This window comes from Wolbachia endosymbiont (group A) of Bombylius major, from assembly GCF_947251895.1.
Lineage (GTDB): Bacteria > Pseudomonadota > Alphaproteobacteria > Rickettsiales > Anaplasmataceae > Wolbachia > Wolbachia pipientis.
In genome coordinates this window covers 1,144,770-1,170,331 of the sequence record NZ_OX366395.1, presented here as the reverse complement: position 1 = coordinate 1,170,331, position 25,562 = coordinate 1,144,770, and the positions used below count along the sequence as shown (strand labels likewise).

Annotated in this window: 19 protein-coding genes and 5 pseudogenes; 11 read left to right on the top strand and 13 right to left on the bottom strand. The window is 34.7% G+C overall.

Annotated features, from left to right (window positions below; genetic code table 11):
• Window positions 1–95: 95 nt before the first annotated feature.
• Genes OPR49_RS05600 through OPR49_RS05590 form a run of 3 tightly spaced genes read left to right on the top strand, consistent with a single transcriptional unit; the run spans window position 96 to window position 11,006 of the window.
• On the top strand, window positions 96–9,584 hold the full coding sequence (locus OPR49_RS05600; protein ID WP_265026894.1) for an ankyrin repeat domain-containing protein: 9,489 nt from the start codon (window positions 96–98) through the stop codon (window positions 9,582–9,584).
• A gap of 23 nt (window positions 9,585–9,607) precedes the next feature.
• On the top strand, window positions 9,608–10,846 hold the full coding sequence (locus tag OPR49_RS05595) for an IS256 family transposase (protein WP_265026724.1): 1,239 nt from the start codon (window positions 9,608–9,610) through the stop codon (window positions 10,844–10,846).
• Between the two features lie 22 nt (window positions 10,847–10,868).
• Window positions 10,869–11,006 carry a hypothetical protein gene (locus OPR49_RS05590; protein WP_265026893.1) on the top strand — a complete coding sequence of 46 codons (138 nt, stop codon included), beginning with the start codon at window positions 10,869–10,871 and terminating at the stop codon, window positions 11,004–11,006.
• On the opposite strand, the gene OPR49_RS05585 is transcribed toward OPR49_RS05590, so the two are convergent.
• Window positions 11,003–11,902: an Rpn family recombination-promoting nuclease/putative transposase gene (locus OPR49_RS05585; RefSeq protein ID WP_265026892.1), complete on the bottom strand. Its 900-nt coding sequence runs from the start codon at window positions 11,900–11,902 to the stop codon at window positions 11,003–11,005. The two genes, OPR49_RS05590 and OPR49_RS05585, sit on opposite strands and share 4 nt — an antisense overlap.
• Window positions 11,903–12,205: 303 nt before the next feature.
• Between OPR49_RS05585 and OPR49_RS05580 the strand changes: the two genes are divergently transcribed.
• Genes OPR49_RS05580 through OPR49_RS05570 form a run of 3 tightly spaced genes read left to right on the top strand, consistent with a single transcriptional unit; the run spans window position 12,206 to window position 14,306 of the window.
• The gene (locus OPR49_RS05580) at window positions 12,206–12,652 is read left to right on the top strand and encodes a helix-turn-helix domain-containing protein (protein ID WP_265026891.1); all 447 of its coding nucleotides are present in this window, start codon (window positions 12,206–12,208) and stop codon (window positions 12,650–12,652) included.
• Window positions 12,653–12,667: 15 nt separating this feature from the next.
• Entirely contained in the window at window positions 12,668–13,036 is a 369-nt protein-coding gene (locus OPR49_RS05575; protein ID WP_265026890.1) for a helix-turn-helix domain-containing protein, read from the top strand.
• A 31-nt stretch (window positions 13,037–13,067) separates the two neighbouring features.
• Window positions 13,068–14,306, top strand: coding sequence for an IS256 family transposase (locus OPR49_RS05570; protein WP_265026724.1), 1,239 nt, complete (start codon window positions 13,068–13,070; stop codon window positions 14,304–14,306).
• Between the two features lie 18 nt (window positions 14,307–14,324).
• Here the strand turns inward: OPR49_RS05570 and OPR49_RS05565 are convergent.
• The 10 genes and pseudogenes from OPR49_RS05565 to OPR49_RS05520 all read right to left on the bottom strand — a co-directional run.
• Window positions 14,325–14,696: pseudogene (locus tag OPR49_RS05565) on the bottom strand (helix-turn-helix domain-containing protein); the annotation flags it as partial.
• A gap of 66 nt (window positions 14,697–14,762) precedes the next feature.
• Window positions 14,763–15,281, bottom strand: a pseudogene (locus OPR49_RS05560) (baseplate J/gp47 family protein); the annotation flags it as partial.
• Between the two features lie 69 nt (window positions 15,282–15,350).
• Window positions 15,351–16,589: an IS256 family transposase gene (locus OPR49_RS05555; RefSeq protein WP_265026889.1), complete on the bottom strand. Its 1,239-nt coding sequence runs from the start codon at window positions 16,587–16,589 to the stop codon at window positions 15,351–15,353.
• A 23-nt stretch (window positions 16,590–16,612) separates the two neighbouring features.
• Complete coding sequence (locus tag OPR49_RS05550; RefSeq protein WP_265026888.1) at window positions 16,613–16,972, bottom strand: GPW/gp25 family protein; 360 nt, start codon at window positions 16,970–16,972, stop codon at window positions 16,613–16,615.
• A 2-nt stretch (window positions 16,973–16,974) separates the two neighbouring features.
• Window positions 16,975–17,229 carry a PAAR domain-containing protein gene (locus OPR49_RS05545; RefSeq protein ID WP_250295033.1) on the bottom strand — a complete coding sequence of 85 codons (255 nt, stop codon included), beginning with the start codon at window positions 17,227–17,229 and terminating at the stop codon, window positions 16,975–16,977.
• Window positions 17,226–17,690 carry a phage baseplate assembly protein V gene (locus OPR49_RS05540; RefSeq protein WP_264328558.1) on the bottom strand — a complete coding sequence of 155 codons (465 nt, stop codon included), beginning with the start codon at window positions 17,688–17,690 and terminating at the stop codon, window positions 17,226–17,228. Before OPR49_RS05540 ends, OPR49_RS05545 begins: the two co-directional genes overlap by 4 nt.
• Complete coding sequence (locus tag OPR49_RS05535) at window positions 17,677–18,159, bottom strand: hypothetical protein (protein WP_065095515.1); 483 nt, start codon at window positions 18,157–18,159, stop codon at window positions 17,677–17,679. The genes OPR49_RS05540 and OPR49_RS05535 overlap by 14 nt, the downstream gene beginning before the upstream one ends.
• 9 nt (window positions 18,160–18,168) lie before the next feature.
• Window positions 18,169–18,660 (bottom strand): phage tail protein, encoded by a 492-nt coding sequence (locus OPR49_RS05530; RefSeq protein ID WP_065095516.1) that lies wholly within the window; start codon window positions 18,658–18,660, stop codon window positions 18,169–18,171.
• A gap of 1 nt (window position 18,661) precedes the next feature.
• Entirely contained in the window at window positions 18,662–18,967 is a 306-nt protein-coding gene (locus OPR49_RS05525; protein ID WP_052265018.1) for a head-tail joining protein, read from the bottom strand.
• A gap of 83 nt (window positions 18,968–19,050) precedes the next feature.
• Window positions 19,051–19,701: pseudogene (locus OPR49_RS05520) on the bottom strand (major capsid protein); the annotation flags it as partial.
• Between the two features lie 54 nt (window positions 19,702–19,755).
• Here OPR49_RS05520 and OPR49_RS05515 point away from each other — a divergent pair.
• From OPR49_RS05515 to OPR49_RS07650, 5 genes and pseudogenes are all read left to right on the top strand, one after another.
• Complete coding sequence (locus OPR49_RS05515; protein ID WP_265027486.1) at window positions 19,756–20,844, top strand: IS481 family transposase; 1,089 nt, start codon at window positions 19,756–19,758, stop codon at window positions 20,842–20,844.
• 227 nt (window positions 20,845–21,071) lie between these two features.
• On the top strand, window positions 21,072–21,692 hold the full coding sequence (locus OPR49_RS05510; protein ID WP_070356736.1) for a TRP75-related protein: 621 nt from the start codon (window positions 21,072–21,074) through the stop codon (window positions 21,690–21,692).
• Between the two features lie 25 nt (window positions 21,693–21,717).
• The gene (gene ispG, locus OPR49_RS05505; protein ID WP_265026887.1) at window positions 21,718–22,998 is read left to right on the top strand and encodes a flavodoxin-dependent (E)-4-hydroxy-3-methylbut-2-enyl-diphosphate synthase; all 1,281 of its coding nucleotides are present in this window, start codon (window positions 21,718–21,720) and stop codon (window positions 22,996–22,998) included.
• A gap of 143 nt (window positions 22,999–23,141) precedes the next feature.
• A pseudogene (locus OPR49_RS07655) lies at window positions 23,142–23,665 on the top strand (transposase).
• Between the two features lie 34 nt (window positions 23,666–23,699).
• Window positions 23,700–24,207: pseudogene (locus OPR49_RS07650) on the top strand (IS256 family transposase); the annotation flags it as partial.
• Between the two features lie 256 nt (window positions 24,208–24,463).
• Here the strand turns inward: OPR49_RS07650 and OPR49_RS05495 are convergent.
• Both OPR49_RS05495 and OPR49_RS05490 read right to left on the bottom strand, forming a co-directional pair.
• Window positions 24,464–24,922 (bottom strand): IS4 family transposase, encoded by a 459-nt coding sequence (locus tag OPR49_RS05495; protein ID WP_265026886.1) that lies wholly within the window; start codon window positions 24,920–24,922, stop codon window positions 24,464–24,466.
• Between the two features lie 75 nt (window positions 24,923–24,997).
• A complete protein-coding gene (locus OPR49_RS05490) occupies window positions 24,998–25,477 on the bottom strand; it encodes a hypothetical protein (protein ID WP_265026885.1) in 480 nt (159 codons plus the stop codon).
• Between the last annotated feature and the right edge of the window lie 85 nt (window positions 25,478–25,562).

The following is a 25,562-nucleotide window of genomic DNA, read 5'->3' as shown; positions in this document are numbered from 1 at the left end:
ATACATAGAAATTGCTTGAACTACTAATTTGACCTGATAACATATTGGAAATTGAACATAGTTGGGTTTTTACGTAATAATTAGTAAGGAGTGGTATGCTTGAGGTGGAACATCCAATAGATTACTTAAAAAAAGAAAAAACTGGTTCAGAAACATTGGAAGGAGCACAACATGTAAAGCAGATAGCTTCGCAACGGAATACTCTCCGCTTCAAACGTTCAGATGATAATCCAAAGTTACCAGAAAATTTTAAGGTAGAACAGGCAATTGGTGGTGGAGATTGTTTCTTTGATTCAGTTGCGAAAGGTCTTAAACAACTGAAGCCCGATATGGAATTCACAGTAGAATCTTTATGTAAAGTTTGTAAGGATCTTGCTGTAGGTAATCAACAGTTAAAGAGTAAAATTATTAAGGATGCTAAGAATCGTCATGATCCAACAACAATTGCTCCTGATAATAGTGTTAGCGATGATGAACTTTGGGATGCTTATTTAGCTAGCATTGAATATGCTAGTGAAGATATAAAGAAAATGAAAGTTGATAACCCAAGTTTATATCAATCATTAACTAGCTCAAAGTATGGAAGCGCACTAAAGGTGCCTATATGGGGAAGACCTGATATTGAAGGTGTATTAATTTGTAAAGAATATAATATAAAATTACACGTTGTTGAAAAACATATTGTAGAAGGGCAAGAGGTTTGGCTACATCAAATCATAGATAGCGAAGGTTCTAGGTCTGTAGATGATATAAGTTATAATGAGGAAAACACTATACACCTAATAAATAGGGGTAATGCACATTTCCAGCCAATATTGAGTATACAAAGGATCCAGCACAAACAACAATCTCCTGATCCTTCTGACTACGATGATGAGATAACACCTGAAGAGGAGTTGATTAATACTGTAAGGAGTACTAACTCAGAAGAAGAAAAGCTAATAAAGATCGAAAGACTTTTTGAAAAAGAACCGAAACCAAATATCAATTTTCAAGGCAAAGATAATGATACACCTTTGCATATTGTTGTTCGCAAAAAGGAATTAAAAGTTATTGAATGGCTTGTGAAGAATGGGGCAAGAATTGATATCAACAATAATAGAAATAGAAGCCCAATGGATATTGCTAAACGTCATGGTGGGCAAGATATTGTGCGAATATTGGAATCAAGTGTTCAATCAAGTCAACAAGTTCCTATTGAAGAGCAACCATCAATTCAGCAACAACTTCAACAAAAAAGAACTAGAGCTGATTCTGAAGAAGATAAATCAGAAGATAGTAATAAAAGGCCAAGAACTTCTTTTCAAGCAGTAGAACGGGAACCTAGAGGAGCAAAAAGGACACAGAATGGTCAAGAAGCACCAAGCAAAAAAGTAAAACCTTCGTCTCAAGAATATACTAAATCTGGATTAGTACATACCTTACATGGTGATATTTATCAGTTAAAGTTATTAATGCTGTTTGTGAAAAGAGGATTAGGTAGAGGGTATCTTTTTAAATTAGCAACGGAAATGGATACAGCAGAAAAGTTTGATGATTTGGTTTTTCAATATGAAAAGAATAACGCAGATGGAATAGAAGAAAAGGTAGGGAGGTTTTTGCAAGCTAAGCATAAACAAGATGAGAGTAAAACGATCTCTGTTAATGATCTGCTTACACAAACAAAAACAAAAGGAGAATTTAGTCTACAAAAATACTTTATTTCTTACCGTAAAATCAAACAAAATCGAGAGTTTGAGAGTAATCAATCAGCAGATAAAACTAGTAAAGATTTTGTTATTTGTACAAATATTGGTTTTAAATTTGGTGATAAAAAATGTGATCTAAAGCTAAGTGAAGACATCTTTGATAAGAAAATAGATGAAAATGATATCTTAAACACTGAACTTTATCGATTTAAGGACAATTTTACCGGAAAGGAGCAGATAGTTTTAGTATTAAAAAACGCTCCTGATTTAGTTAAGTTAGCAAAAAAGCTTGCTGAGTGTGTGTTAGATGATAAATTTATAAGCGATGATAGGTCTAACAATGATCCAGAAGGCAATCTTTTTAAATCATATCAAAGTGCGTTGATAGACAAAGTTATTGATAAAGAAAGTCACAAACTAAGTGTTGATTTTGTGAAAGGACAGCAACTGTCTTTAGAGACTAAAAATCTTCGAGTTGCTTTTGAAAAAGTATTTAATGATCGGAGAAAGTCTTTTAATTTAGATGATAATCCTACTATCTCTAATTTAGAAGGCTTTACTAAGGAATTTGCTAAGCTAATATTAGAAAATCAAAGTGTTAAAGCTGTTAAAGTTAAGAAAGGAAAGCGTGTTATAAAGGACGATTTTGATAAGTTAGCTGGGTATGTATTAATAAAAAAAGATGGCAAGATAAAGTTTAGCACAGCATTTTTAAATAATGATGAATTGCCAGGTAATTTAAATATTTTTAGAAAAGGTTTACGAAATGAGCTTACGGATCTTAACCTTGATCAATACTGGTTTGAAACTTATAAAGACTTCAAAACTTGTGAGGAAACATATGTAGATAAGGATAATTTTTGGGAAAAAATAAAAGAAAAAGAATTAAAGTTGTTTAAGGATTTTGGAAAGCTAGATACCAATCTCCAATCTACAGAAAAATTTGTAGAAAAATTTGTTTCTTTGCTAGAAGAAAGTGAATCCAAAGAAAATCGAGTTGTAAAAATACGAAGAGAAAACAAGATTATTAGCGAAAATATCGATAAATTAGCTCAACATGTACTGATTGAGGAAAACGAAGGAATAAAATTTAATCAAAGGATTTTCGATGGTGGATATGATAACAGTAAATTGCCAAGTAATTTAAATAATTTTGTCGAGCAATTAAGAAAAAAGCTTAGTTTTGATTTTAACGTACTTAAAGAGTATAAATTTTATATCAGTAACTTTCCTAAAGTTAACTTGCCAAGTGATAGTATCAATAAAATAGAAGAGGACATAAAAGATTTTTTAAAGCACTTAAAATTTGCAGTTAATCAGCCTAATGAAGTTGAGCTTGGCGAAATTATTAAAGATGAGCTGGGTAAAGAATTTAACAGCATTGATAGGAAAAATGTTTATAGTAGGTTCTTAGAGAAAATGCTGGATTGGATGAAAGACAAAGAAGGAAAGTTTTTCACACATGAGGAAGGAAAAGCTTTTTTTGAAGAAATAAAGAAAGAAATTTTTGGGTCAATCTGGTTTGATGTGAAAGATCCAGTGAGATTATTTACTGGAAGAGAGAAGGAATTAAATAATCTACATAAAGCAGTACAGCGTAATTCCAAAGGTACTGTTATCTCACAAATGACTTCCATTAGTGGTTTGGGAGGAATAGGCAAAAGTGAACTGGCTAGGAAATATGCTACAAAATACAGTTGGAAATATGACGGTAATGTTATATGGATTAACGCTGAAAATTTTAAGAGTATGGAAAGTTCTTTTTGGAAGTTAGCAAAAGATAATAGATTAGGTGTTCCAATAAAAGATAGAGATGAGGAAGACAAGACTACAGAGTCTATAGTTAAAGAAATATACCAATTCTTTGCAAAGAGGAAAAGTTTGTTTATTTTTGATAATGCAGAAAAAAATAATGACTTGAATAAATTTTTACCACTTCATAATTTACCACCTGATGCTAACAAGCCTTACATTTTAATTACTTCTCGTGATAGAGAGTGGGAAGATGGAATAGAAACGGTTGAAGTAGATAAATTAGAGCTGGAAGATGCAATAGAGTTTGTCAAGAAAGGGCTAGATATATCTGAAGAGGATGACTCACAAAACCAAGAGATAAAAAGTTTAGTAGAAGAGAAACTACAGTGTTTCCCTTTAGCTATACAACAAGCAATCGCATATATTAAAGACCAGAGAGTAACGGGAGAATTTACAATCGCTAATTACTTAGAAAAATATGAAGAAAAAAGAAAAGAGCTGCTTGAATCTGATTTATTTAAAGGAATTGACAATGATTATGAGCGAACAACTTTTACAACTTGGCAAATTACAATTGATAAAATAGCTAGTAATGAACAATATGGGAAATTGGCTTTAGAAATTCTGAATACTATAGCTTACTTTGCACCTGAAAATATCAATAGAGAAATATTTTTAAATTTAGCAGAAGGTAATGAAGAGCAGTTGAAATCAGCTGTGCGCTTACTTGTGAAATACTCAATGGTAAATGGTGAGCAAAAGCAAAGTGTGTTAAATATCCACAGATTAGTACAAGAAGTAACAAGGTTGCAGTTAAAAGAAGAGAGAAAAGAAAAGGAAGTTTTAAGGGAAGCTTTAAAATTAATAGAACATATAAATGATAGCAGTCACGTTGTATCTGTATGGAGCTATGTAAGTCAATATAATCAGTTAATTAATGATTTTATTGATTCTAGTTATTCTACTTACTTTACTTACAGTAAAAATACTATTAGTAAAAGTAGTATCTTACATTTAATAGCTAAAAATGGTGATGCAAAAACTATTGAAAATATATTAACAAGAATAGATCCAAAGAAATTAAGCATAATTATTAATGATAGGGACCAATTTAACAGGACTCCTCTGCACGTTGCTGCTGCAAGGGATGATCTAGGTATAGTCGAACATTTGGTAAAGAACGGTGCTGATGTTAATGCTATTGACAATAGTGGCTGGACTCCTATTCAAATGCCAGCTGCCTCTAATCAATTAGAGATAGTAGAATGTCTAGTTAAAAATAATGCTAATGTTAATATTCCGGACAGTTATGGAATAACTCCTCTTGATAGAGCTGTTGAAAAGAGTAGTTTTAAAGTAGTAAAATATCTAGCTGAAAATGGTGCTAATATCAATATTCCCGACAAAGATAAAAGAACTCCTCTTGATAGAGCTGTTGAAAAGAGTAGTCCAGAGATAGTAGAATATCTAGCGAAGAGAAGAGGTATTAATATTGATGCCCCGCACAAGGGCTGCACTCTTCTTCAAAGGGCTGCTGATCTGGATAGGTGGGATATAGTAAAATTTCTATTAGAAAAAAGAGATAATCCGAAGGTTAAGTGGAGCGATGACCCGAATCTTCCTCAAAAAGCTGCTCGTGCTGAAAAGTGGGGTATAGTGAAGTTTCTACTTGGAATGGGCGCTGGTATTGATGATACAGACAGCGAGGGTAAGACTCTTCTATACATTGCTGCTGAAAAGGATAATTTAAAATTAGTAAAAAAACTAATCGAAAAAGGCGCTGATGTTAATAGTCAAAAAGGGAAGGATGGGCCTCTGCACATTGCTGCTGCAAAAGGTCATTTAGATGTGGTAAAAACTCTAGCAGACGCAAAATCTCTAGGTAAAGGAAAGGAAGTAGGTATTAATGCTAAGGGCAGCAAAGGTAGGACTCCTGTTTACAGAGCTGTTGAAGGTGGCCACATAGAAATAGTAAAATATCTTGTAGGTAAAAAAGGTGCTCGATTTAAGAAGCGGGGTGACGATGGTTCTCCATTGCTTCTTGCTGCTAAGAAAGGTAAGCTGGAGATAGTAAAATTTTTTTTAAGAGAAACATTCACTAAGAAGAGCAAAGGAGGTTATCTGGACAAAAAAGGTAAGTGGCAGAAAACAGCTGGTAAGTTTGCAAGAGTAGGAAATAGTGATGTGAGTGAATGGGCTGAATCAATTGCAAGGCTCAATGAAGAAAGTTACTCAGAGATATTAACAGTTATTAAGGAAATTAAAGAAAAATTACAAGAAGAAAATAGCGTGAACTTAAGTGAATTTGAAAAATTAGAACGTAAGCTTAACTCTCGATCATGCTTACCAAGTACAAGTGTATTTAGTAGAAGAAGAAGAGAAGTGAGTGCTGAAAAGTGTTTATTCACCTGGGAAGATGTAGATGAATTCAATTTAGAAAAAGACGAGAACAGAGATTTTGGTAAAATTAAGGTAGATAGTGCAAAGTTTCTTGATTATATCAAAGACCTACCAGAAGAAAAGCTTAGTCAATTAATTGGGTTAGTAGACCAAGTTGAAATTACAGGTAAATCTCAGAGTTTAATTAATAAGCTAATCTGTAACCAAAAAACCATGAATTATCTGAGTAGGGTAGAAAAAATCTCAGGTATGACCATGCACGGAATGATGGCTAAGAATATATTAGCTGACTTTTTAAACGATAATTATCAAGGGGTAGCAGTTAACGTGGGTTTTATTTCCGGTGGCCAAGGATTTGCTAAAGTTGCTGAAGCTGCATCTCTTAAGGGACTAGAATTAGCCTCGGGAGGAAAGTTTTTACTTAGTAGATCTTTAAAAGCAGCATCACCTTTTCTTGCTCGTGGAACTTCAGCCTTTATTGTCTATGATTTAATAAATCAGGTAAAAGAATATAAAAATGGCACTGAAGAAGCACTGATTGGCACAGTAGGAGATGGTATTTACTTAGGCGTTGATGCTGCAGAGATTGGCATAGAAGTTGCTGAAGGTTTTGAATTATTAGAAGGAGTTTCATCTGTTACTGGACCTATTGGGGCAACGATTGGAGCTGTAGTGTTTGTTGGCACCGATATTTATATGGCAGTGAGAAGAGTTGATAAAATTGATGAATTTATTCACTTAACTGGGAGTGAAAAGTTTATTGAAGGATTGCGTGCATTTATAGGTATGGAACCTCGGCAATACATAGAAGAGTTAATGGAAGAAAAGCAGCTTAATAATCAGCTGGTTAATCAAGGACTTGAGTATTTACAGCAGCATAGTGATATTAAAAGGTATATTTTTCCAACTGGAAAACAAGTTACAGATTCTTGCTTACAAGTACCATATGATGCAATCGAATGTATTAGGCGTGGTGGATTGGACGGCAAGTGGTGCTTTGCCACACAAACAGTAACAAAATATTATCAAGAATGTGCAACCAAGTTTCAAGTAGATTTGAATAATGAAGTACTACTTGATAGCAAAATACCTGATATAAAATGGAGCAGAGCAAGACCAGATGACCCAAATGGTGGAGAGTTATTTTGTTTACCACAAGGAGATTATGAACCTGCTCCAAGTTATGGGTCCTATTTTTGTGAAAGTGCAATGGGGGTAAATGATTTAAATAGAAATAAAACTGGAAATTATACTCTTATTAATTTAGGAGAAGGTGATGATCATGCGAAAGGATTTGCAAATAGTCCTAATATCTTTGTAGTAAATGATGGATTCAAAAAATATTACGGTGGTAATAAAGATGATATATTCATTTTACAGGGAAGTGCTATAAAAGGGTACTTATCTGGAGAAGCTGGAATTAATACTTTGGATCTTACATCATTTGCTCGAGAAGAAGAGAGTATGAATGTGAGATTAGATATAGGTAGGGTTGAAGATTACGATCAGAATAATTCTCTTGGAATAAGTAGAATAAATAGATTCTTAGGTAGAAAAGATAAAGCAGATAAAGTATTTATTACATGCAATAGTGATACTAGTAATATTAAGTTTATAGATGGGCAAGATGGTAGTGAAAGGTTTAAAGATCAAATAGAAATATACGATGAAAATTGTGGCTATGAAATGCAGATAGTGATAAGGCCTAATACTGTTATACATAATCGAGCATTAGAGGGAAACTTTCATTATACTGTACCATATGGGCTTGGTAGTGCTAAAGTTGATTTTATTTATTCTTCTGAAGATTTGAATGTAAATAATACTTTTACATTTGAATATGAACCAGTTGAGATAAAAAATATTAATGTAAGAAATATCAATGTACTAAATAAGACTTCACATGTAATTACATTCAATTTTGCACCAATGTCGAATAAAGAATTTAATATAACAATTTCTGGTGCATTCAATCCTTCTTATAGATTAGGCAGCGGTAGTGAAATAAAAGTAGGAAATAAAGGTAACCTATATATGCTGCAGAATACTAATGAAGCTGTTGATGAAATTATAAAGGCTTACTTACCTGTAGCAAATCGACTCAGTAAGATGTCATTCCTTATACAATCACTAGCAAATAATGAAACGGTGGTGATAGGAAGTGGTAATTATGAGGTAATACACAACAATCCACTACATAAAAGTCATCTGGTTGGCAATGGTGGTGAAAACATATATGTGATTGATTCTACAGATAAGAAAATTGATAGACTTCCTGAAGTAGTGATTTACGATCTTGATGTAGAAAGTTCAGTAGATACAATTGACTTGAGAAATTTAGTGCAACAAGCAAAAGGTAAGTTATCGAATAAAGAAAGTTTTGAATTAAAAATTATAAAATTAGCAAATGATTTATTATTAAAAGGAGAAATAACTGAATTAAAGAAAAGAGAAGAATCATTGGCAAGTGGAATGAAAAAGTATGAGTATTTTACTGTAAGGCTAAAAGATGGGGTGAATTTGTATAACAAGACTCATGTAATTGTGAATAATGTTCCAATGGGAATAGACTTTGATAACAATGAGTGGAGTTTAAAACCATTACCTTTAGTGTTTGAAAGAGATAAAGAAATTATTATCGTAACCAGTCAAGATATAGAGGCAAACACTGAACTAATAACAGCAAAAAGAGCAGGAAACTATAAGTTTGTGCGTGAAAATGGTAATGATCTAGTAATAACTAATGCTTTTGACTATAATGTTGCTAAGAATGATCTATGCACAATAGTACTGAGTAAGTTTTATGAAACACCTAAAATGGCAACACTATCTATCAAGTTTGCTGATAAGGAAATAAACCTAAAAGATCATCAGGAGAAAATAAGTACTGCAAGGGATATAAATGTTGTAAAAAAAGAATATAAGGATCAAGTCTATAGTGATGTTTTCCATTACACAGGAAGTAAAGTAAGTCCGGAAGTGATGTTATCTGATCAACCTATGGGTCACAAGCATAGACACGAACATAGTAGACAGCAAACACGTCATCGTCGTCACCATCATAATAAGCAGGATTTATCACATGCAGTCGGAGAATTAAGTAATCAAGGTAATATAGCAGTAAGTAGTAGTACAAGGCTATCTTCACGTATAAATGATTTGTTTGGCTGGATAAAAAGCTCTATAGGTGGATTATTTAATTCTAAAGCTACTTCAGCTGAGGAAAGGCCGAAGACTACAAGTTCAATTTCACAAGTTGATGCAAAAATAGATGTGAATAGTACAATAATGTTACTTGATTTATTGATGAGAAAAGTTACAGGACAAAAATATATTTCTACGGTAGAGCAGCCGGTACCTTTGTTAGAAGCAAGAGGTTATGCGTTAAATATTACAGAGAGATTTGAGAAAGTAGTAGAGCAAGCTGCAAAGGGTAGCAAAATATCAATGCACCGGTCAAATATTGATTTTATGGAAATGGAGAAAGAGATTACTGGAAAAGTTATAGGTGGTAAATTTAATGAGATTGCAGGGGTTTTAAGTTCATATGTAGAGAAAGCATGCCCTGGTAGAGAAGCAGGATGTCCTGGTAAGTTAAGTTCGAAGAAATTTGACAAGTTTATAGCGCAATTTAATAAGGGGCTGGATGTTGTACTAAACCAATCAATACAACAGATATTACACAATGGAGAGGGAATGTTCAAAAAAGTGTGTCAAACCGAAAAAAAAGTAATAAATTGATATAAAAAAATGGAGGTGTGACAATGAGTCAGAAAGTAGTAAACAGAACTAACGGATTGGTAGATTATAAAGAGTTGGAAACAAATATCCTGTCGTCTATACGAGAAGGAAGACCGTTGACAGGAAGGGAGGGAGCATTAACACCATTTATAAAAAAGCTGCTGGAGGCAAGTTTGGAAGGTGAAATAGAAAACCACTTATTAGCTGAAAGTGAAGAGAATAATCGAAGAAATGGGAGAAATGGAAAGACTTTACGGACAAGTGCCGGTTCATTTGAACTTTTGACGCCAAGGGATAGAGAAGGAAGTTTTGAGCCGCAAATAGTCAAAAAAAGGCAAACAAGCTTACATCCAGAGCTTGAAACGAAGATTTTGAGCACATTTGCCAGTGGTATGAGCTATAGAGATATAGCGTCACACGTTGAGGAAATTTATGATCACAAAATATCGGCGGCAGAGATATCAAGTATTACCGACAAATTACTGCCTATAATCAATGAATGGCGTAGTCGTCCACTGCAATCAGTATACCCGATAGTATTTATGGATGGGATGTTCTTTAAGGTCAAAGAGGATGGACATTGCGTAAGTAAATGTATGTACAATATATTGGGCATAGACCAAAATGGCAGAAAAGAAGTCCTGGGCTTTTATTTGGCTGAAAGTGAAGGAGCTAACTTTTGGTTGGGAGTGCTAAATGACCTCAAAGAAAGAGGAGTAGAAGATATTCTGATTGCATGTGTAGATGGGCTAAAAAGCTTTCCTGCAGCTATAAATAGTGCGTTTCCTAAAGCAGAAGTACAGCTATGTATAGTGCATCAGATAAGAAATTCACTAAAATATGTATCCAGCAAAGATGTGAAAGTTTTCATGAATGATTTGAAAAAAATATATCGTGCTACAAGTAAAGAAATTGCTGAAAATTACTTACTTGAGCTGGAAGAAAAATGGGGAGAAAAGTATCCTTTAGTTATAAAATCGTGGCAGAACAATTGGGAAAATTTATCTGGTTATTTCAAGTATTCTAGCCCAGTTAGAAGGCTAATTTACACCACAAATCCAATTGAGGGGCTACACAGACAGATCAGAAAATTCACTAAAACCAAGGGCTCATTTACCAGCACAAATGCCTTGTATAAACAGGTATATTGTGCTATAAAGAAGGTAGAGCAAAAATGGACTATGGCTCTGCCTAATTGGGCTTTAACTATGTCTCAACTTGATATTTTCTTTCCAGATAGATTGAAAATTGAGTTGAACTAAAAATGCGCTTTGACACACTTTTTTGAACATTCCCAATGGAGATGGTACATTAGAAGTTGGTGGTGCAAAAAAACAGCAAATGAGTTTAGAGCCTCAAAGTTATTTAAGTAATGCTTCTATTCAAAGCCATTTGACTCAGGATAAGGCCAAGATAGTTTAATTTCTTAACTTTTGAATTTCATCTACCGAAAGGCCGGTAATTTGAGCTATAACATCTATAGAAACACCGGCTTTAAGTGAATTTTTTGCAACTTCAATTTTACCTTCAATTTTACCTTTTTCATGACCGACTTGTATGCCTTCTAGTCTACCTTTTTGAGTAGCATCATCGAGTTTTTGAGCGAGGACAGCCTGTTCATCAAGAATACGTTTTATTTCCTGTTCATAGGCAATAAATTCTTTTTCTGACCAGTTGAATCTATTTAGCTCTTCATAGGCCTTTTTAATTATTAGATCACTACCTATTATTTTTTCCAGCTCTTCTTCACTAGTCTCATCTGCATATTTAAAGAAGTAGATCCATTTCTCGACTATACTTGAAAGCTGATCCTCTTTGGTTTTTGGAAATTTTGGCAATTCAATAAATATGAAGTAAAAATCTTTTAGATCGTGTTCATTAGTATCTTCATCGCGAATAGTATGCTTTGATTTATACTCAGATTTATTAGGAAACAGTACACAATCTGCTATAGCAATGAAGATAATTTCCTTAAGGTCTTGGTATTGATCGCCTTTATCAGCTTGTCTTGAATAGGCTTTAGCAGCATAGTATTGGGCACGTTTTTCAAAGCCTTTAGTTTTAGCGACCTGCATTTCGACGATCACTTGCACCCCATTTTCATCTCTGCAGAGAACATCAACAATACTTTGCTTTTTAGCGGCGATATCAGGGTCTTGAATAGTACTTAAAAACTCTATATCCTTTATTTCATTTTTACCAGTGAAGCCAAGAATATCATTGAGGAAGTGAATAAGGATACCTTTATTTTTTTCAGTACCAAAGATACGCCGAAATGCGACATCATTCTTCGGATCGAGAAACTTAGAAAGAGCCATAGCAAGGGTACCTAAAAAACATTAATAATAATACACAATTCTGAAGAAATATTCAACTTTTTTATATTGAAATCTTGTTTTTTTAAGCTTCGAGAAAAAATGACCTTCAGAGGTGGGCTTAGAATCGCATTCTCTGCTTTAGACGTCCTTTTGTATATCTTTTATCAACCCTTCTGTAAAGTACCTAAAAACCCCAGCTCATGAGTTTAGTGTTCATACCTATTTTAAGTGTGAAGTTCTCATTTTAGCTTGTCACGGCATAGGCATTTAATATACTAGTTTTTAACAGGCATCTGAGAGTATGTGAAAAAGAGTAACCCTGCAAGATACAAAATAGGACAAAAGGTAAGAAGCTGGAGGTTAAGAAGAAAATGTACCGTAAAAGATCTAGTAGACAAAACAGATATAAAATATTATACGCTGCTAAAATATGAACAAGGGGTACAAGGTATTCCAACTGAAGACTTAAAAAGACTAGCGGATGCATTATCAATTAAGGCTGGAGGTCTATTTTCTAGACAAAAAGTACTAAGAGAAAACTGTTGTTTTGATAAAGCCAAGGAACAAGCAATATACAATCTCATGGCACAAACAAGAGAACGCAAGGCAATTTATGCATTGACCCAATCTATTCGAGCTGAAGAGGAAAGTGATGTCAAAGCAGGATTTGCTAATGATATAATCTCCCGAGCAACAGGCTTATCAGCTGATGAATATGAAAATAAAGAAGAAAAAAGTTCTAAGCATTGAAGCAAAAGACAAGAGATGAAAAAGTGGAGAATAATACAAGGGTATACGCAAGAGGAATTAGCGAAGGAGCTTGGTATAGGAGGTCCACAGATACATTACTATGAACAAGGGAGCACCATGTTCGGTGAGAGGTTATGGGAAATAGCAAGAAAATTATCAGTGAATGCTGAAGATCTGGTAACGGAAGAAGAATGCTATGAAGATAAGGATGGTGAAGGAGAAAAAGAGCTATTAAGTTGGGCGAGAGAGTCTAAAAAAATCAGCAATCAAAAATCACGAGATGAACTAGGCATATGGATAGAGTTTTTATTCCAAAGGAGACAAATTTATGAGGAAAAAATTAGGGAATGTTCAAAAAAGTGTGTCAAACCGAAAAAAAAGTAATAAATTGATATAAAAAAATGGAGGTGTGACAATGAGTCAGAAAGTAGTAAACAGAACTAACGGATTGGTAGATTATAAAGAGTTGGAAACAAATATCCTGTCGTCTATACGAGAAGGAAGACCGTTGACAGGAAGGGAGGGAGCATTAACACCATTTATAAAAAAGCTGCTGGAAGCAAGTTTGGAAGGTGAAATAGAAAACCACTTATTAGCTGAAAGTGAAGAGAATAATCGAAGAAATGGGAGAAATGGAAAGACTTTACGGACAAGTGCCGGTTCATTTGAACTTTTGACGCCAAGGGATAGAGAAGGAAGTTTTGAGCCGCAAATAGTCAAAAAAAGGCAAACAAGCTTACATCCAGAGCTTGAAACGAAGATTTTGAGCACATTTGCCAGTGGTATGAGCTATAGAGATATAGCGTCACACGTTGAGGAAATTTATGATCACAAAATATCGGCGGCAGAGATATCAAGTATTACCGACAAATTACTGCCTATAATCAATGAATGGCGTAGTCGTCCACTGCAATCAGTATACCCGATAGTATTTATGGATGGGATGTTCTTTAAGGTCAAAGAGGATGGACATTGCGTAAGTAAATGTATGTACAATATATTGGGCATAGACCAAAATGGCAGAAAAGAAGTCCTGGGCTTTTATTTGGCTGAAAGTGAAGGAGCTAACTTTTGGTTGGGAGTGCTAAATGACCTCAAAGAAAGAGGAGTAGAAGATATTCTGATTGCATGTGTAGATGGGCTAAAAAGCTTTCCTGCAGCTATAAATAGTGCGTTTCCTAAAGCAGAAGTACAGCTATGTATAGTGCATCAGATAAGAAATTCACTAAAATATGTATCCAGCAAAGATGTGAAAGTTTTCATGAATGATTTGAAAAAAATATATCGTGCTACAAGTAAAGAAATTGCTGAAAATTACTTACTTGAGCTGGAAGAAAAATGGGGAGAAAAGTATCCTTTAGTTATAAAATCGTGGCAGAACAATTGGGAAAATTTATCTGGTTATTTCAAGTATTCTAGCCCAGTTAGAAGGCTAATTTACACCACAAATCCAATTGAGGGGCTGCACAGACAGATCAGAAAATTCACTAAAACCAAGGGCTCATTTACCAGCACAAATGCCTTGTATAAACAGGTATATTGTGCTATAAAGAAGGTAGAGCAAAAATGGACTATGGCTCTGCCTAATTGGGCTTTAACTATGTCTCAACTTGATATTTTCTTTCCAGATAGATTGAAAATTGAGTTGAACTAAAAATGCGCTTTGACACACTTTTTTGAACATTCCCAAAGTTTCAAGGTCATTTCTTAGCCATACAGATCTTACTCCTCCTTGGGAAATTATTATACCTCTTTTTCTCAGCTCATTTGCAGCTCTTTCTTGTCCATATGCAGGAAATTCTGTAGCTATGCCAATTATTGCTCTTTCTATATCTTCCGAAACTCTGTTTGCTAATAGCGGTTTTTTCTTACTTATTTCATGTAATGCTTCTTCTCCCCCATTTTCATATAACTCCTTGAATCGATAAAATGTATCTCTTGAGTATCCCATCACTTTGCACGCTTGAGACACATTTCCTAATTGTTTTGCTAGCTCTAGTAATCCTAGTTTTGGTTTTAGTATTTTTGTTTGTATTGTACTCATTTCTAACACTCCTTATTTTTATTATTCTTAACTTACTTTTTTAAAGTGTCATATCAAGTCCTGTTTAATACACCTTATATCATCTCTAGTAACCTGCTTTTTTACAATTTCTAGTAGCTCTTCTAACGCTATGCCAGTTGTGGATAATTGTGTTGATAAGATTGAAATTTGTACTTTCCCTGGTATAGGTGATTCTACTAATGCATCTTTTACTCTACTATCTGCTGACAGTGCATGATACCTATAATACTCCTTGCTCCCACATGTGCTCCAGCCTTTTATTTTTGCTTTTACCTTCTTTCTAAATCTTTCATCCTCTTCTTCTTTCTGCCTCTCCACTCCGTAAAACTCAGCCAAATTATCAAGATCTTCTCCTACTGCAAATTTCAGTAAATTACTCTCTACTGCTTCATTTATTCTTTCTCTGAGCAAAAGTTCTCTCCATGCTGCTACCTCCATAATCTTTACCGCTGGATCACTTTCAACTAATGCTGAAAAGGTTTCATCTCTACGGACCAATTCTTCCTTCATTCTCGAAAAGATTTCTTCATAACTCAGCTTTTCAATAATATTAGGTGTCTGCATTTCTAAACAACTATTCCTCTAATATCTATGAATTTGGGAATGTTCAAAAAAGTGTGTCAAAGCGCATTTTTAGTTCAACTCAATTTTCAATCTATCTGGAAAGAAAATATCAAGTTGAGACATAGTTAAAGCCCAATTAGGCAGAGCCATAGTCCATTTTTGCTCTACCTTCTTTATAGCACAATATACCTGTTTATACAAGGCATTTGTGCTGGTAAATGAGCCCTTGGTTTTAGTGAATTTTCTGATCTGTCTGTGTAGCCCCTCAATTGGATTTGTGGTGTAAATTAGCCTTCTAACTGGGCTAGAATACTTGAAATAACCAGATAAATTTTCCCAATTGTTCTGCCACGATTTTATAACTAAAGGATACTTTTCTCCCCATTTTTCTTCCAGCTCAAGTAAGTAATTTTCAGCAATTTCTTTACTTGTAGCACGATATATTTTTTTCAAATCATTCATGAAAACTTTCACATCTTTGCTGGATACATATTTTAGTGAATTTCTTATCTGATGCACTATACATAGCTGTACTTCTGCTTTAGGAAACGCACTATTTATAGCTGCAGGAAAGCTTTTTAGCCCATCTACACATGCAATCAGAATATCTTCTACTCCTCTTTCTTTGAGGTCATTTAGCAGTCCCAACCAAAAGTTAGCTCCTTCACTTTCAGCCAAATAAAAGCCCAGGACTTCTTTTCTGCCATTTTGGTCTATGCCCAATATATTGTACATACATTTACTTACGCAATGTCCATCCTCTTTGACCTTAAAGAACATCCCATCCATAAATACTATCGGGTATACTGATTGCAGTGGACGACTACGCCATTCATTGATTATAGGCAGTAATTTGTCGGTAATACTTGATATCTCTGCCGCCGATATTTTGTGATCATAAATTTCCTCAACGTGTGACGCTATATCTCTATAGCTCATACCACTGGCAAATGTGCTCAAAATCTTCGTTTCAAGCTCTGGATGTAAGCTTGTTTGCCTTTTTTTGACTATTTGCGGCTCAAAACTTCCTTCTCTATCCCTTGGCGTCAAAAGTTCAAATGAACCGGCACTTGTCCGTAAAGTCTTTCCATTTCTCCCATTTCTTCGATTATTCTCTTCACTTTCAGCTAATAAGTGGTTTTCTATTTCACCTTCCAAACTTGCCTCCAGCAGCTTTTTTATAAATGGTGTTAATGCTCCCTCCCTTCCTGTCAACGGTCTTCCTTCTCGTATAGACGACAGGATATTTGTTTCCAACTCTTTATAATCTACCAATCCGTTAGTTCTGTTTACTACTTTCTGACTCATTGTCACACCTCCATTTTTTTATATCAATTTATTACTTTTTTTTCGGTTTGACACACTTTTTTGAACATTCCCATGAATTTGCCTTCTGGAAGATAAATACCTTGAAGTACAAGAATCACTTTTCCTTCTTTTACTTCTGTAATTTTTACTTTTTCTAACTTAAATCTCTTCTCAAATTTCCCCAGTGCTTCTGCTGTTGCTGCATAGATCTCCAAAGTAAAATCTCTACTAATTGGTTTATCCACTAATTCAAATAATCTTGACCCATAATCTCTCCTCATTATTCTACTGTTAATAGGAGTGGTCAGTATATCAATTATCGATTGCTTTAAGTGCTCTATTCCTTCTAATGTTTTTCCTGTTTTACCATCCATACCCTTCATTTCTATTTTGCAAAGACGCTTTCACTGCCTTTTATTACTTTAAACCCACATGAAACTATATCTCCTACTCTTCCTACACTAAGACCATTTGCAAACACTGTTTTTGATACTTGAATCATTACTTTTCCTTCACTAAAACTGTCTCCTTGTCTACATATTGACTTACCGTTTACAAAAACATTATTACTTCCGCTAATGCAGAAATGTGGTATAGCTTCTCCACAATAGTCTCCTAACCTTACTATTCCTTTGTTCAATTTAAGTCAATCCTTTCTGCTTTCAGTTTTATTCCACTTTTTGTCATTTCTATACTTGATTTCCCAGCCTTCAGTGTTATTTTGTCCACTACTTCAATCTCTAAATGATGCTTCCCTTTATCATATAACAATCTTGTTCCATCTTGAAATTTTATACTATTTATTTCTTTTTTATTCTCTGGTGCAGGGTATTTTTCCTGATATATTCCTCCTAATACCACTCCTAATGATAGTTCACCAAAAGGAGAAAATATCATAACCTGTTCACCGATATCTGGTGGAGACCAATCTCTATCTTTTCCTGCTTTGCTCGTTACCCATGGCAGATAATCTGTTAAAAATTCTCCTATTTTCACTCTTACTTTTGCTTTTTCATAATCTATTTCTTTAATAATTCCGATACGAATAATATTCGCTACTTTTCTCTGTAACTCTGCAATGGCAAAATTATTTTCCAACATGCATTTCTCCCACTGCTATTTTATGTGGCTTAATTTTCCCCTCTAACCAGACTGATTCTCCAAAATGCAGATAGTGAACCCATTCAACCAACCACACTAAATATGCATCGAGCTCTGGCCTAAAATCATCTCCTCCTCCTGATATAAATTCTCCTGGTGAAACATTTTTCACGTTCCAAGTATTTTTATTTACTACTCTTGCTACTTCTGCTGCTAATGACCTTACAACTAACGAGGAATACTCGACTGTTCCATCAACTACAATTCTCGCTTCAAATCTTGCTTTCAGCGCTAATTCCTCTGTTCCAGGATCTTTTCCCGATTCTAAACTCACAAGCTCTACAAATAACGCTGGCGCTAATAATTCTTTCCTTATTGCTGGATAAATTTCACATGTCTGTATAGACGGTATTTCTTCCTTCAGTGTGCTGCAAATTGCTTGATGTAAATCTTTCCAGAACTTTGTCATGCATATAATTTAACTCATGTAATGTATAAAATATTTTTCAAATACCTTTTCAACTTCATAATTAACAAGATTCCCTATTATCCTTGAAGCCTCAGGTTTCAGTGGCAACTTAACTTCCTTTATTGGCAATGCTGCCCTTCCTTCACGTTTAAACATACCGCTATTTCCTTTTGGCATAACTGCTGCAAATCCTCCTATAAACTCATGCTTTCCTACTTTCGATCCTCTTCTTGTTTTTTGTATCTTGCCAATTGTCGATGCTCTAATGTCATAGAGATTTGCTCTAATTAACACTTCTAATCTGCTAGTTTTCGCCTTAAAAATTCTTAATCTCTTTCTTATCAAACTTAATTTTATCTTCTTTTCCTCACTAATTTCTTTTGCTGTCTTCAATTTTAGCCATAGTGCTGTTCTGTTTAACGCTCTCACTATTGCTAATTCTATTTTTTTTCTTTTAGCATTTACACTTTCTATTACCTCAACTTCTATATGAACAGACATTTTACACCCCATACGCTTCGATTCGCCAGACCATTCCAGATTTATCTCTAAGTGGTGGTGTGTGTATTTTGTATTTGCAATCACCTATAACAAAAATATCTCCTACAATTGGCCTCAGTATATCAAAAATGCTTACCTCAAGAAAAAGCATCTCTCCCACAAATTGTCCTTCACCAATCTCGTATAATTTATCTGGCTGTTGCTTTAATACCTGTACCATATATGACTTATCCTTTGATTTATATAAAGCCACTTCTCCTAAATGGGCAAAACAATCTTTAAATAATCTCTTAATATTCTCTTGCACGTTTCTCCGCTATATACTAACATTTATATGCTAAGAAGAGGTAAAGCATTCTTCTGCCTCACACCGCTTTATATTTGCTCTACCTATGTTGCAACGATCTTGACTAGTATCGCTGGACGGTGGCACATTGGCAGAGGGTTTGACTGCGTATGCAAATCAGTCCCTCTATCAAATCTTCTTGGCTCTTGTTTTGCATAGAGTGGCTGTCCTAGTGTATTTACTGTTTCATTAAAATCTGCTGGTGCAAAATATGTTGTAAATGTGCTCGCTGTTCCTACTGGAAAACAGTGTCCTGTATCTCTTTCTATAAACCTTCTTACGGTTCCTTCAGGATCAGTTGCTTGCCCTCTATATTCCTCAAACGTGATTCCACAAAACGTAAATCCTGATCTCATATCATTCCTTAGCGCTGCTCCTTCTTGCCATCTTTCATATGCTTCTTTCACTTTACTATGCGAAGTTAATGCATCAAAAAACTCAGGGCTTACCAAGGCATGAATTCCGGTCATATATTCACCACTTAGATTATCTTCTATATGCCGGAGTACTTCCAGACACTTACGCTTGACATCTGTTGTTGCTGTTCCAAGGGCAAAATTTACTACTTTTGGTGTTATTTCAAATTCGTTGTACAGATTTAATAATTCTGACCCATCAGCATCTAAAATTATTCCCTTCAGCGCTCCCATTCGCAAATGCTCTAATGTTATTGCATGTGTATTAAACAGGACTTGATATGACACTTTAAAAAAGTAAGTTAAGAATAATAAAAATAAGGAGTGTTAGAAATGAGTACAATACAAACAAAAATACTAAAACCAAAACTAGGATTACTAGAGCTAGCAAAACAATTAGGAAATGTGTCTCAAGCGTGCAAAGTGATGGGATACTCAAGAGATACATTTTATCGATTCAAGGAGTTATATGAAAATGGGGGAGAAGAAGCATTACATGAAATAAGTAAGAAAAAACCGCTATTAGCAAACAGAGTTTCGGAAGATATAGAAAGAGCAATAATTGGCATAGCTACAGAATTTCCTGCATATGGACAAGAAAGAGCTGCAAATGAGCTGAGAAAAAGAGGTATAATAATTTCCCAAGGAGGAGTAAGATCTGTATGGCTAAGAAATGACCTTGAAACTTTGAAAAAGAGACTTAAAGCACTGGAGGCAAAAGTAGCTCAAGACGGAATCATTTTAACTGAAGAACAACTTGCAGCTTTAGAAAAAGTGAAAGAACAAAGGGAAGCTCATGGTGAAATTGAGACGCAACATCCAGGTTATTTGGGTTCTCAAGATACCTATTATGTGGGCAATATCAAAGGCATAGGGCGCATTTATCAGCAAACTTTTGTTGATACTTATTCCAGAGTTGCAATGGTTAAACTTTACACGGACAGAACAGCTATTACAGCTGCAGATCTTCTTAACGATAGAGTTATCCCATTTTTTGATGAGCAGAGAATTCCATTATTACGCATTCTAACTGATAGGGGTACGGAGTATTGTGGCAAGCCCGAAAATCACGCTTATCAGCTATATTTAGGAATCGAAAATATCGATCATTCTAGAACCAAAGCCAACTCTCCACAAACTAATGGCATATGTGAAAGATTCCATAGAACTATGCAAGATGAGTGTTACAATATTATCTTTAGAAAGAAAATCTACTATTCTTTGGAGGATCTACAGATCGATGTTGATCATTGGTTGCGTTCTTACAATGAGACAAGGCCTCACTCAGGCAAATACTGCTATGGCAAAACACCTATGCAAACGTTTTTTGACAGTAAACATATTGCTTTTCAGAAAAATATTAGTAGCATTAAACAACAGCCTGATATTAGTTTTGACTACGTCAATTCTTCTGTCAGTTAATTCTTCTCTGTCAGATTAAATCTTGTCTTTTACACATAACACTTTTCTTGAAAAGGTGTTACGCAACTTGTAACACCTTACTCTTCTCTTAGTCTGCGTAGGTTTTTTTGTAGTAAACATATCACTTTTTAGAAAAATATTTGTATTGTAAAGTTAGTAAAGATTCTGGTTTACTTAAAGTTTGTTAATTGCTATCTTTTAAAACACGATATTTACTATAGCACCATATGCTTAGGGTTTTTTCTAAAATTTTATTTATATTAATGTTTTTGGTTTCTAGCTTTTTTACTGTGCATAGTGCTGAAGCTAAATCTAAGCTCAGTAAGAGATACATACCTCCTGGTAACCCTGGTGGTGCAAACTTTCATACAGATGAGGATTTTGCTGAGTCATATAAACTGTATGAGAAGCGTAGGGAATTGCTCAAGAAAAAAAAATTACAAGATCGAGCTATAAATAAAGAAGATCTAATCAAAAAATTAAAAGAGAAAAAAATTGCTAGTCTTGATAATGAGCCAAATGACATGGAAGCTTGCATAGTCGACGATGAAGAGAGCACTATGATAAATCAGCATGGTATTAATATCGCACGTTTAAGGGGTGCTGTATTTATAGATCAAGAGTCAGTTTTCCAGTATGAAAATAAGCAGCATGAAAGTGAACAACAAGAAGAGAAGAAAGTTACTTCAACACGAGAAAAAAAAGTTTCTCCTATAAATGTCACTATAAAAGAAACTCCATCAAGAAGAACGTGCTCACATGATTCTATTGCTAATTTGGATAACGTAGATGCTTATAGTTTGAATGGTTCAAGTTCATTTGGCAGTGTAGCTGACACAGTAAAATAGTATCACAATATTGGCCATTAATAATATGCTAGATAAAGACCTGATATTGAATGATGATGCATATGAATTATTGCCGATTTCCAGGCACAAAACTCATGTTGTAGAAGTTGGAAAAGTAAAGATAGGTGGAAATAATCCTATAGTTGTACAATCTATGGCGCTTGGCGTGCATATAGATTCTGATAATATAAAAAGTAGCGCAAAACATTATGCAAAAGAGATAACAGAACTAGCGCGTACAGGTTCAGAATTGGTGCGAATTGCCTTGAATTCAGAGGAAGTAGCAAGGGCAATACCTTATATAGTAGAAGAGATAAATAAAGAAGGTTTTGACGGTAAAATATTGGTAGGCTGTGGTCAGTATGAGCTAGATAAATTAGTTCAAGATTATCCAGACAACATCAAAATGCTGGGTAAAATTAGGATAAACCCAGGCAATATAGGCTTTGGCGACAAACGTGATGAGAAGTTTGAAAGGGTTATAGAGTATGCAATAATGCACAATCTTCCGGTTAGAATTGGAGTAAATTGGGGTAGTCTTGATAAATACCTTTTGCAAAAATTGATGGATGAAAACTCTTCGCTTAGTAATTCAAGGCCTTCTGACGTTATACTGCGCAAAGCACTTGTAATGTCTGCTCTTGATAGTGCAAAAAAAGCTGAAGAAATTGGTCTAAATTCAAACAAAATAATCATTTCATGTAAAGTTAGCAAAGTACAAGATTTAATTTTAGTTTATATGGCACTTGCAAAATCTTCCAATTATGCGCTGCATTTGGGTTTAACTGAGGCTGGTATGGGCAATAAAGGTGTGGTAAATACCGCAGCAGGGCTTACTTATTTATTGCAAAATGGCATTGGAGATACAATACGGGCTTCTTTGACTCAACGTCCTGGTGAATCGCGTACTAATGAAGTGGTGTTGTGTCAGGAAATATTGCAGTCTATAGGCTTGCGACACTTTAACCCTCAGGTTAATTCATGTCCTGGTTGTGGGCGCACGAGTAGCAATCGTTTTCGTATATTAACTGAAGAGGTGAATGGCTATATAAAAACTCATATGCCGATGTGGAAGAAAAAAAATCCAGGTGTAGAGCATATGAGCATTGCTGTTATGGGATGCATAGTAAATGGTCCTGGAGAAAGCAAACACGCAAATTTGGGAATCAGCTTGCCTGGATATGGAGAAAAACCTGTTTCAGCAGTCTACAAAGACGGCAAATATTTCAAAACTTTACAAGGTGATAATGTCTCTGAAGAATTTAAGGTAATTATTGATAATTATGTGAAGGAGCATTACACGTAACCTTTCACGGTTAATTAATAGATGAATCGCAAATAAAAAAGAAAATTAAACCTTGTTTTTCTTTTTTCGTTGGGAATGTTCAAAAAAGTGTGTCAAACCGAAAAAAAAGTAATAAATTGATATAAAAAAATGGAGGTGTGACAATGAGTCAGAAAGTAGTAAACAGAACTAACGGATTGGTAGATTATAAAGAGTTGGAAACAAATATCCTGTCGTCTATACGAGAAGGAAGACCGTTGACAGGAAGGGAGGGAGCATTAACACCATTTATAAAAAAGCTGCTGGAAGCAAGTTTGGAAGGTGAAATAGAAAACCACTTATTAGCTGAAAGTGAAGAGAATAATCGAAGAAATGGGAGAAATGGAAAGACTTTACGGACAAGTGCAGGTTCATTTGAGCTTTTGACGCCTAGAGATAGGGAGGGAAGCTTTGAACCCCAAATAGTCAAAAAAAGGCAAACAAACCAGAGCTTGAAACGAAGATTTTGAGCACATTTGCCAGTGGTATGGGCTATAGAGATATAGCGTCACATGTTGAGGAAATTTATGATCACAAAATATCGGCGGCAGAGATATCAAGTATTACTGACAAATTGCTACCAGTAATCAACGAATGGCGTAGTCGCCCGCTGCAGTCTGTATATCCGATAGTGTTCATGGTTTTTTAAGGTCAAAGAGGACGGACATTGTGTAAGTAAATGTATGTACAATATATTGGGCATAGACCAAAATGGCAGAAAAGAAGTATTAGGTTTTTATTTGGCTGAAAGTGAAGGAGCTAACTTCTGGTTGGGAGTACTAAATGATCTAAAAGAAAGAGGAGTAGAAGATATTCTAATTGCCTGTGTTGATGGGCTAAAAAGCTTTCCTACAGCCATAAACAGTGTGTTTCCTAATGCGGAGGTACAGCTATGTGTGGTGCATCAGATACGCAATTCTCTGAAATATGTATCTAGCAAAGATGTAAAAATTTTTATGAGTGATTTAAAAAAAGTATATCAGGCTTCAAGTAGAGAAATAGCTGAAAATTATCTGCTTGAGTTGGAAGAAAAATGGGGAGAAAAATATCCACTAGTCATAAAATCCTGGCAGAATAATTGGATCCGGCTATTTCAAGTATTCTGGCCCAGTCAGGAGGCTAATTTATACTACCAATCCTATTGAGGGATTGCATAGACAGATTAGAAAATTTACTAAAACTAAGGGCTCATTTACCAGCTTGTATAAACAAGTGTATTGTGCTATAAAAAAGGCAGAGCAAAATTGGACTATCCTAATTGGGCTTTAACTATATCTCAACTTGACATTTTCTTTCCTGGCAGATTGAAAATTGAGTTGAATTAAAAATGCGGTTTGACACACTTTTTTGAACATTCCCAAACTCCCAAAACAAAGTCATTAATAGAGTCTTTTGGCTGTCATTTGCTTTATCTTCCAACATATTCACCTGATCTAAATCCTCACTTTTACCCACAATTTTGAGAGGTCATTATGTGAAGCATAACTATGCTCTCATTAAGGTTTTCATAGCCCCGCCATAGAGTCATAGACCCTGGTAAATTATCACTTTTTCTATTCATAAATCCACCCAATTTTCCTAACCAAATAATAGCTTGTTTTATGTTTGGAGGTTCTTCCGGTAATGTTGCTACCCGATACTCACGCATGTAAAGGACCTTCCACTCTTCGTTGCTTAAAATTTTAGTACAAATTTCCATGGGATTTGATAAAGCCACTTTTGTCAAATATAAAATTTTAAACGCGATTATACTTTTTATAGCAATTAACTTCTGTAATCTTTCTTTTGTAGCTAAGCGAGAGCTTTCTATCTTACATCCTGATTTTAAAATCCTAAAATACTCTTCAATTTTCCATCTTAGCTTATACCAATTTATCTTTTCTATGGCATCTAAAGTATGGTACATTAGTTAGTAGAGTCCAGTCGACAGCTTCCAATCCATCAGGAGCTTTTGCACTTACCACATATACAGGGAATTATTTTATGTATTGTATCTTTTGACCCATAAATGGAAGAAGATCTGATAGGCTTTCATATACTTAACTTCAATATTAGCTTTTCTTGATCTCTGGTTTCCACCTTTAGTAACTTCTAGAGAAATTTTCTTTTTTACTGGCAGTTGAATGATGCGTGTTTGCAAATCTGTTTTTCCGACTTCAGTACAGATAAATCTTCTATTAGCTCGATTGCGGATTACATAAAAACTACCTAACGTCTCAGCCACCCATAAAAATTTGAAGATGTCTGCTTCCCTATCACCAAGGGTAACAAGTTGTACATTTGGAGGAAGGTTGTTTATAGTTTCTTTGAGAGCTGTTATCCACTTATAACTTTCTTTTTCTTCTATGGAGGTACGGTATTTTCTGTTTGCTTTTTCTTGTGCCGTTTCTTCTTCCCTAATAGAACGCGCCCAACATTGTTGGGAAGATAGACCTAAAGGTAATCCGTCTTTGCTAGGCACTATGCAACAGTAAACCCATTTTATGCTTTGTATAAGCTTTAGAAATACTGCCTAGTCTCTTGGTCTTTATATGAGAGTCAAAATC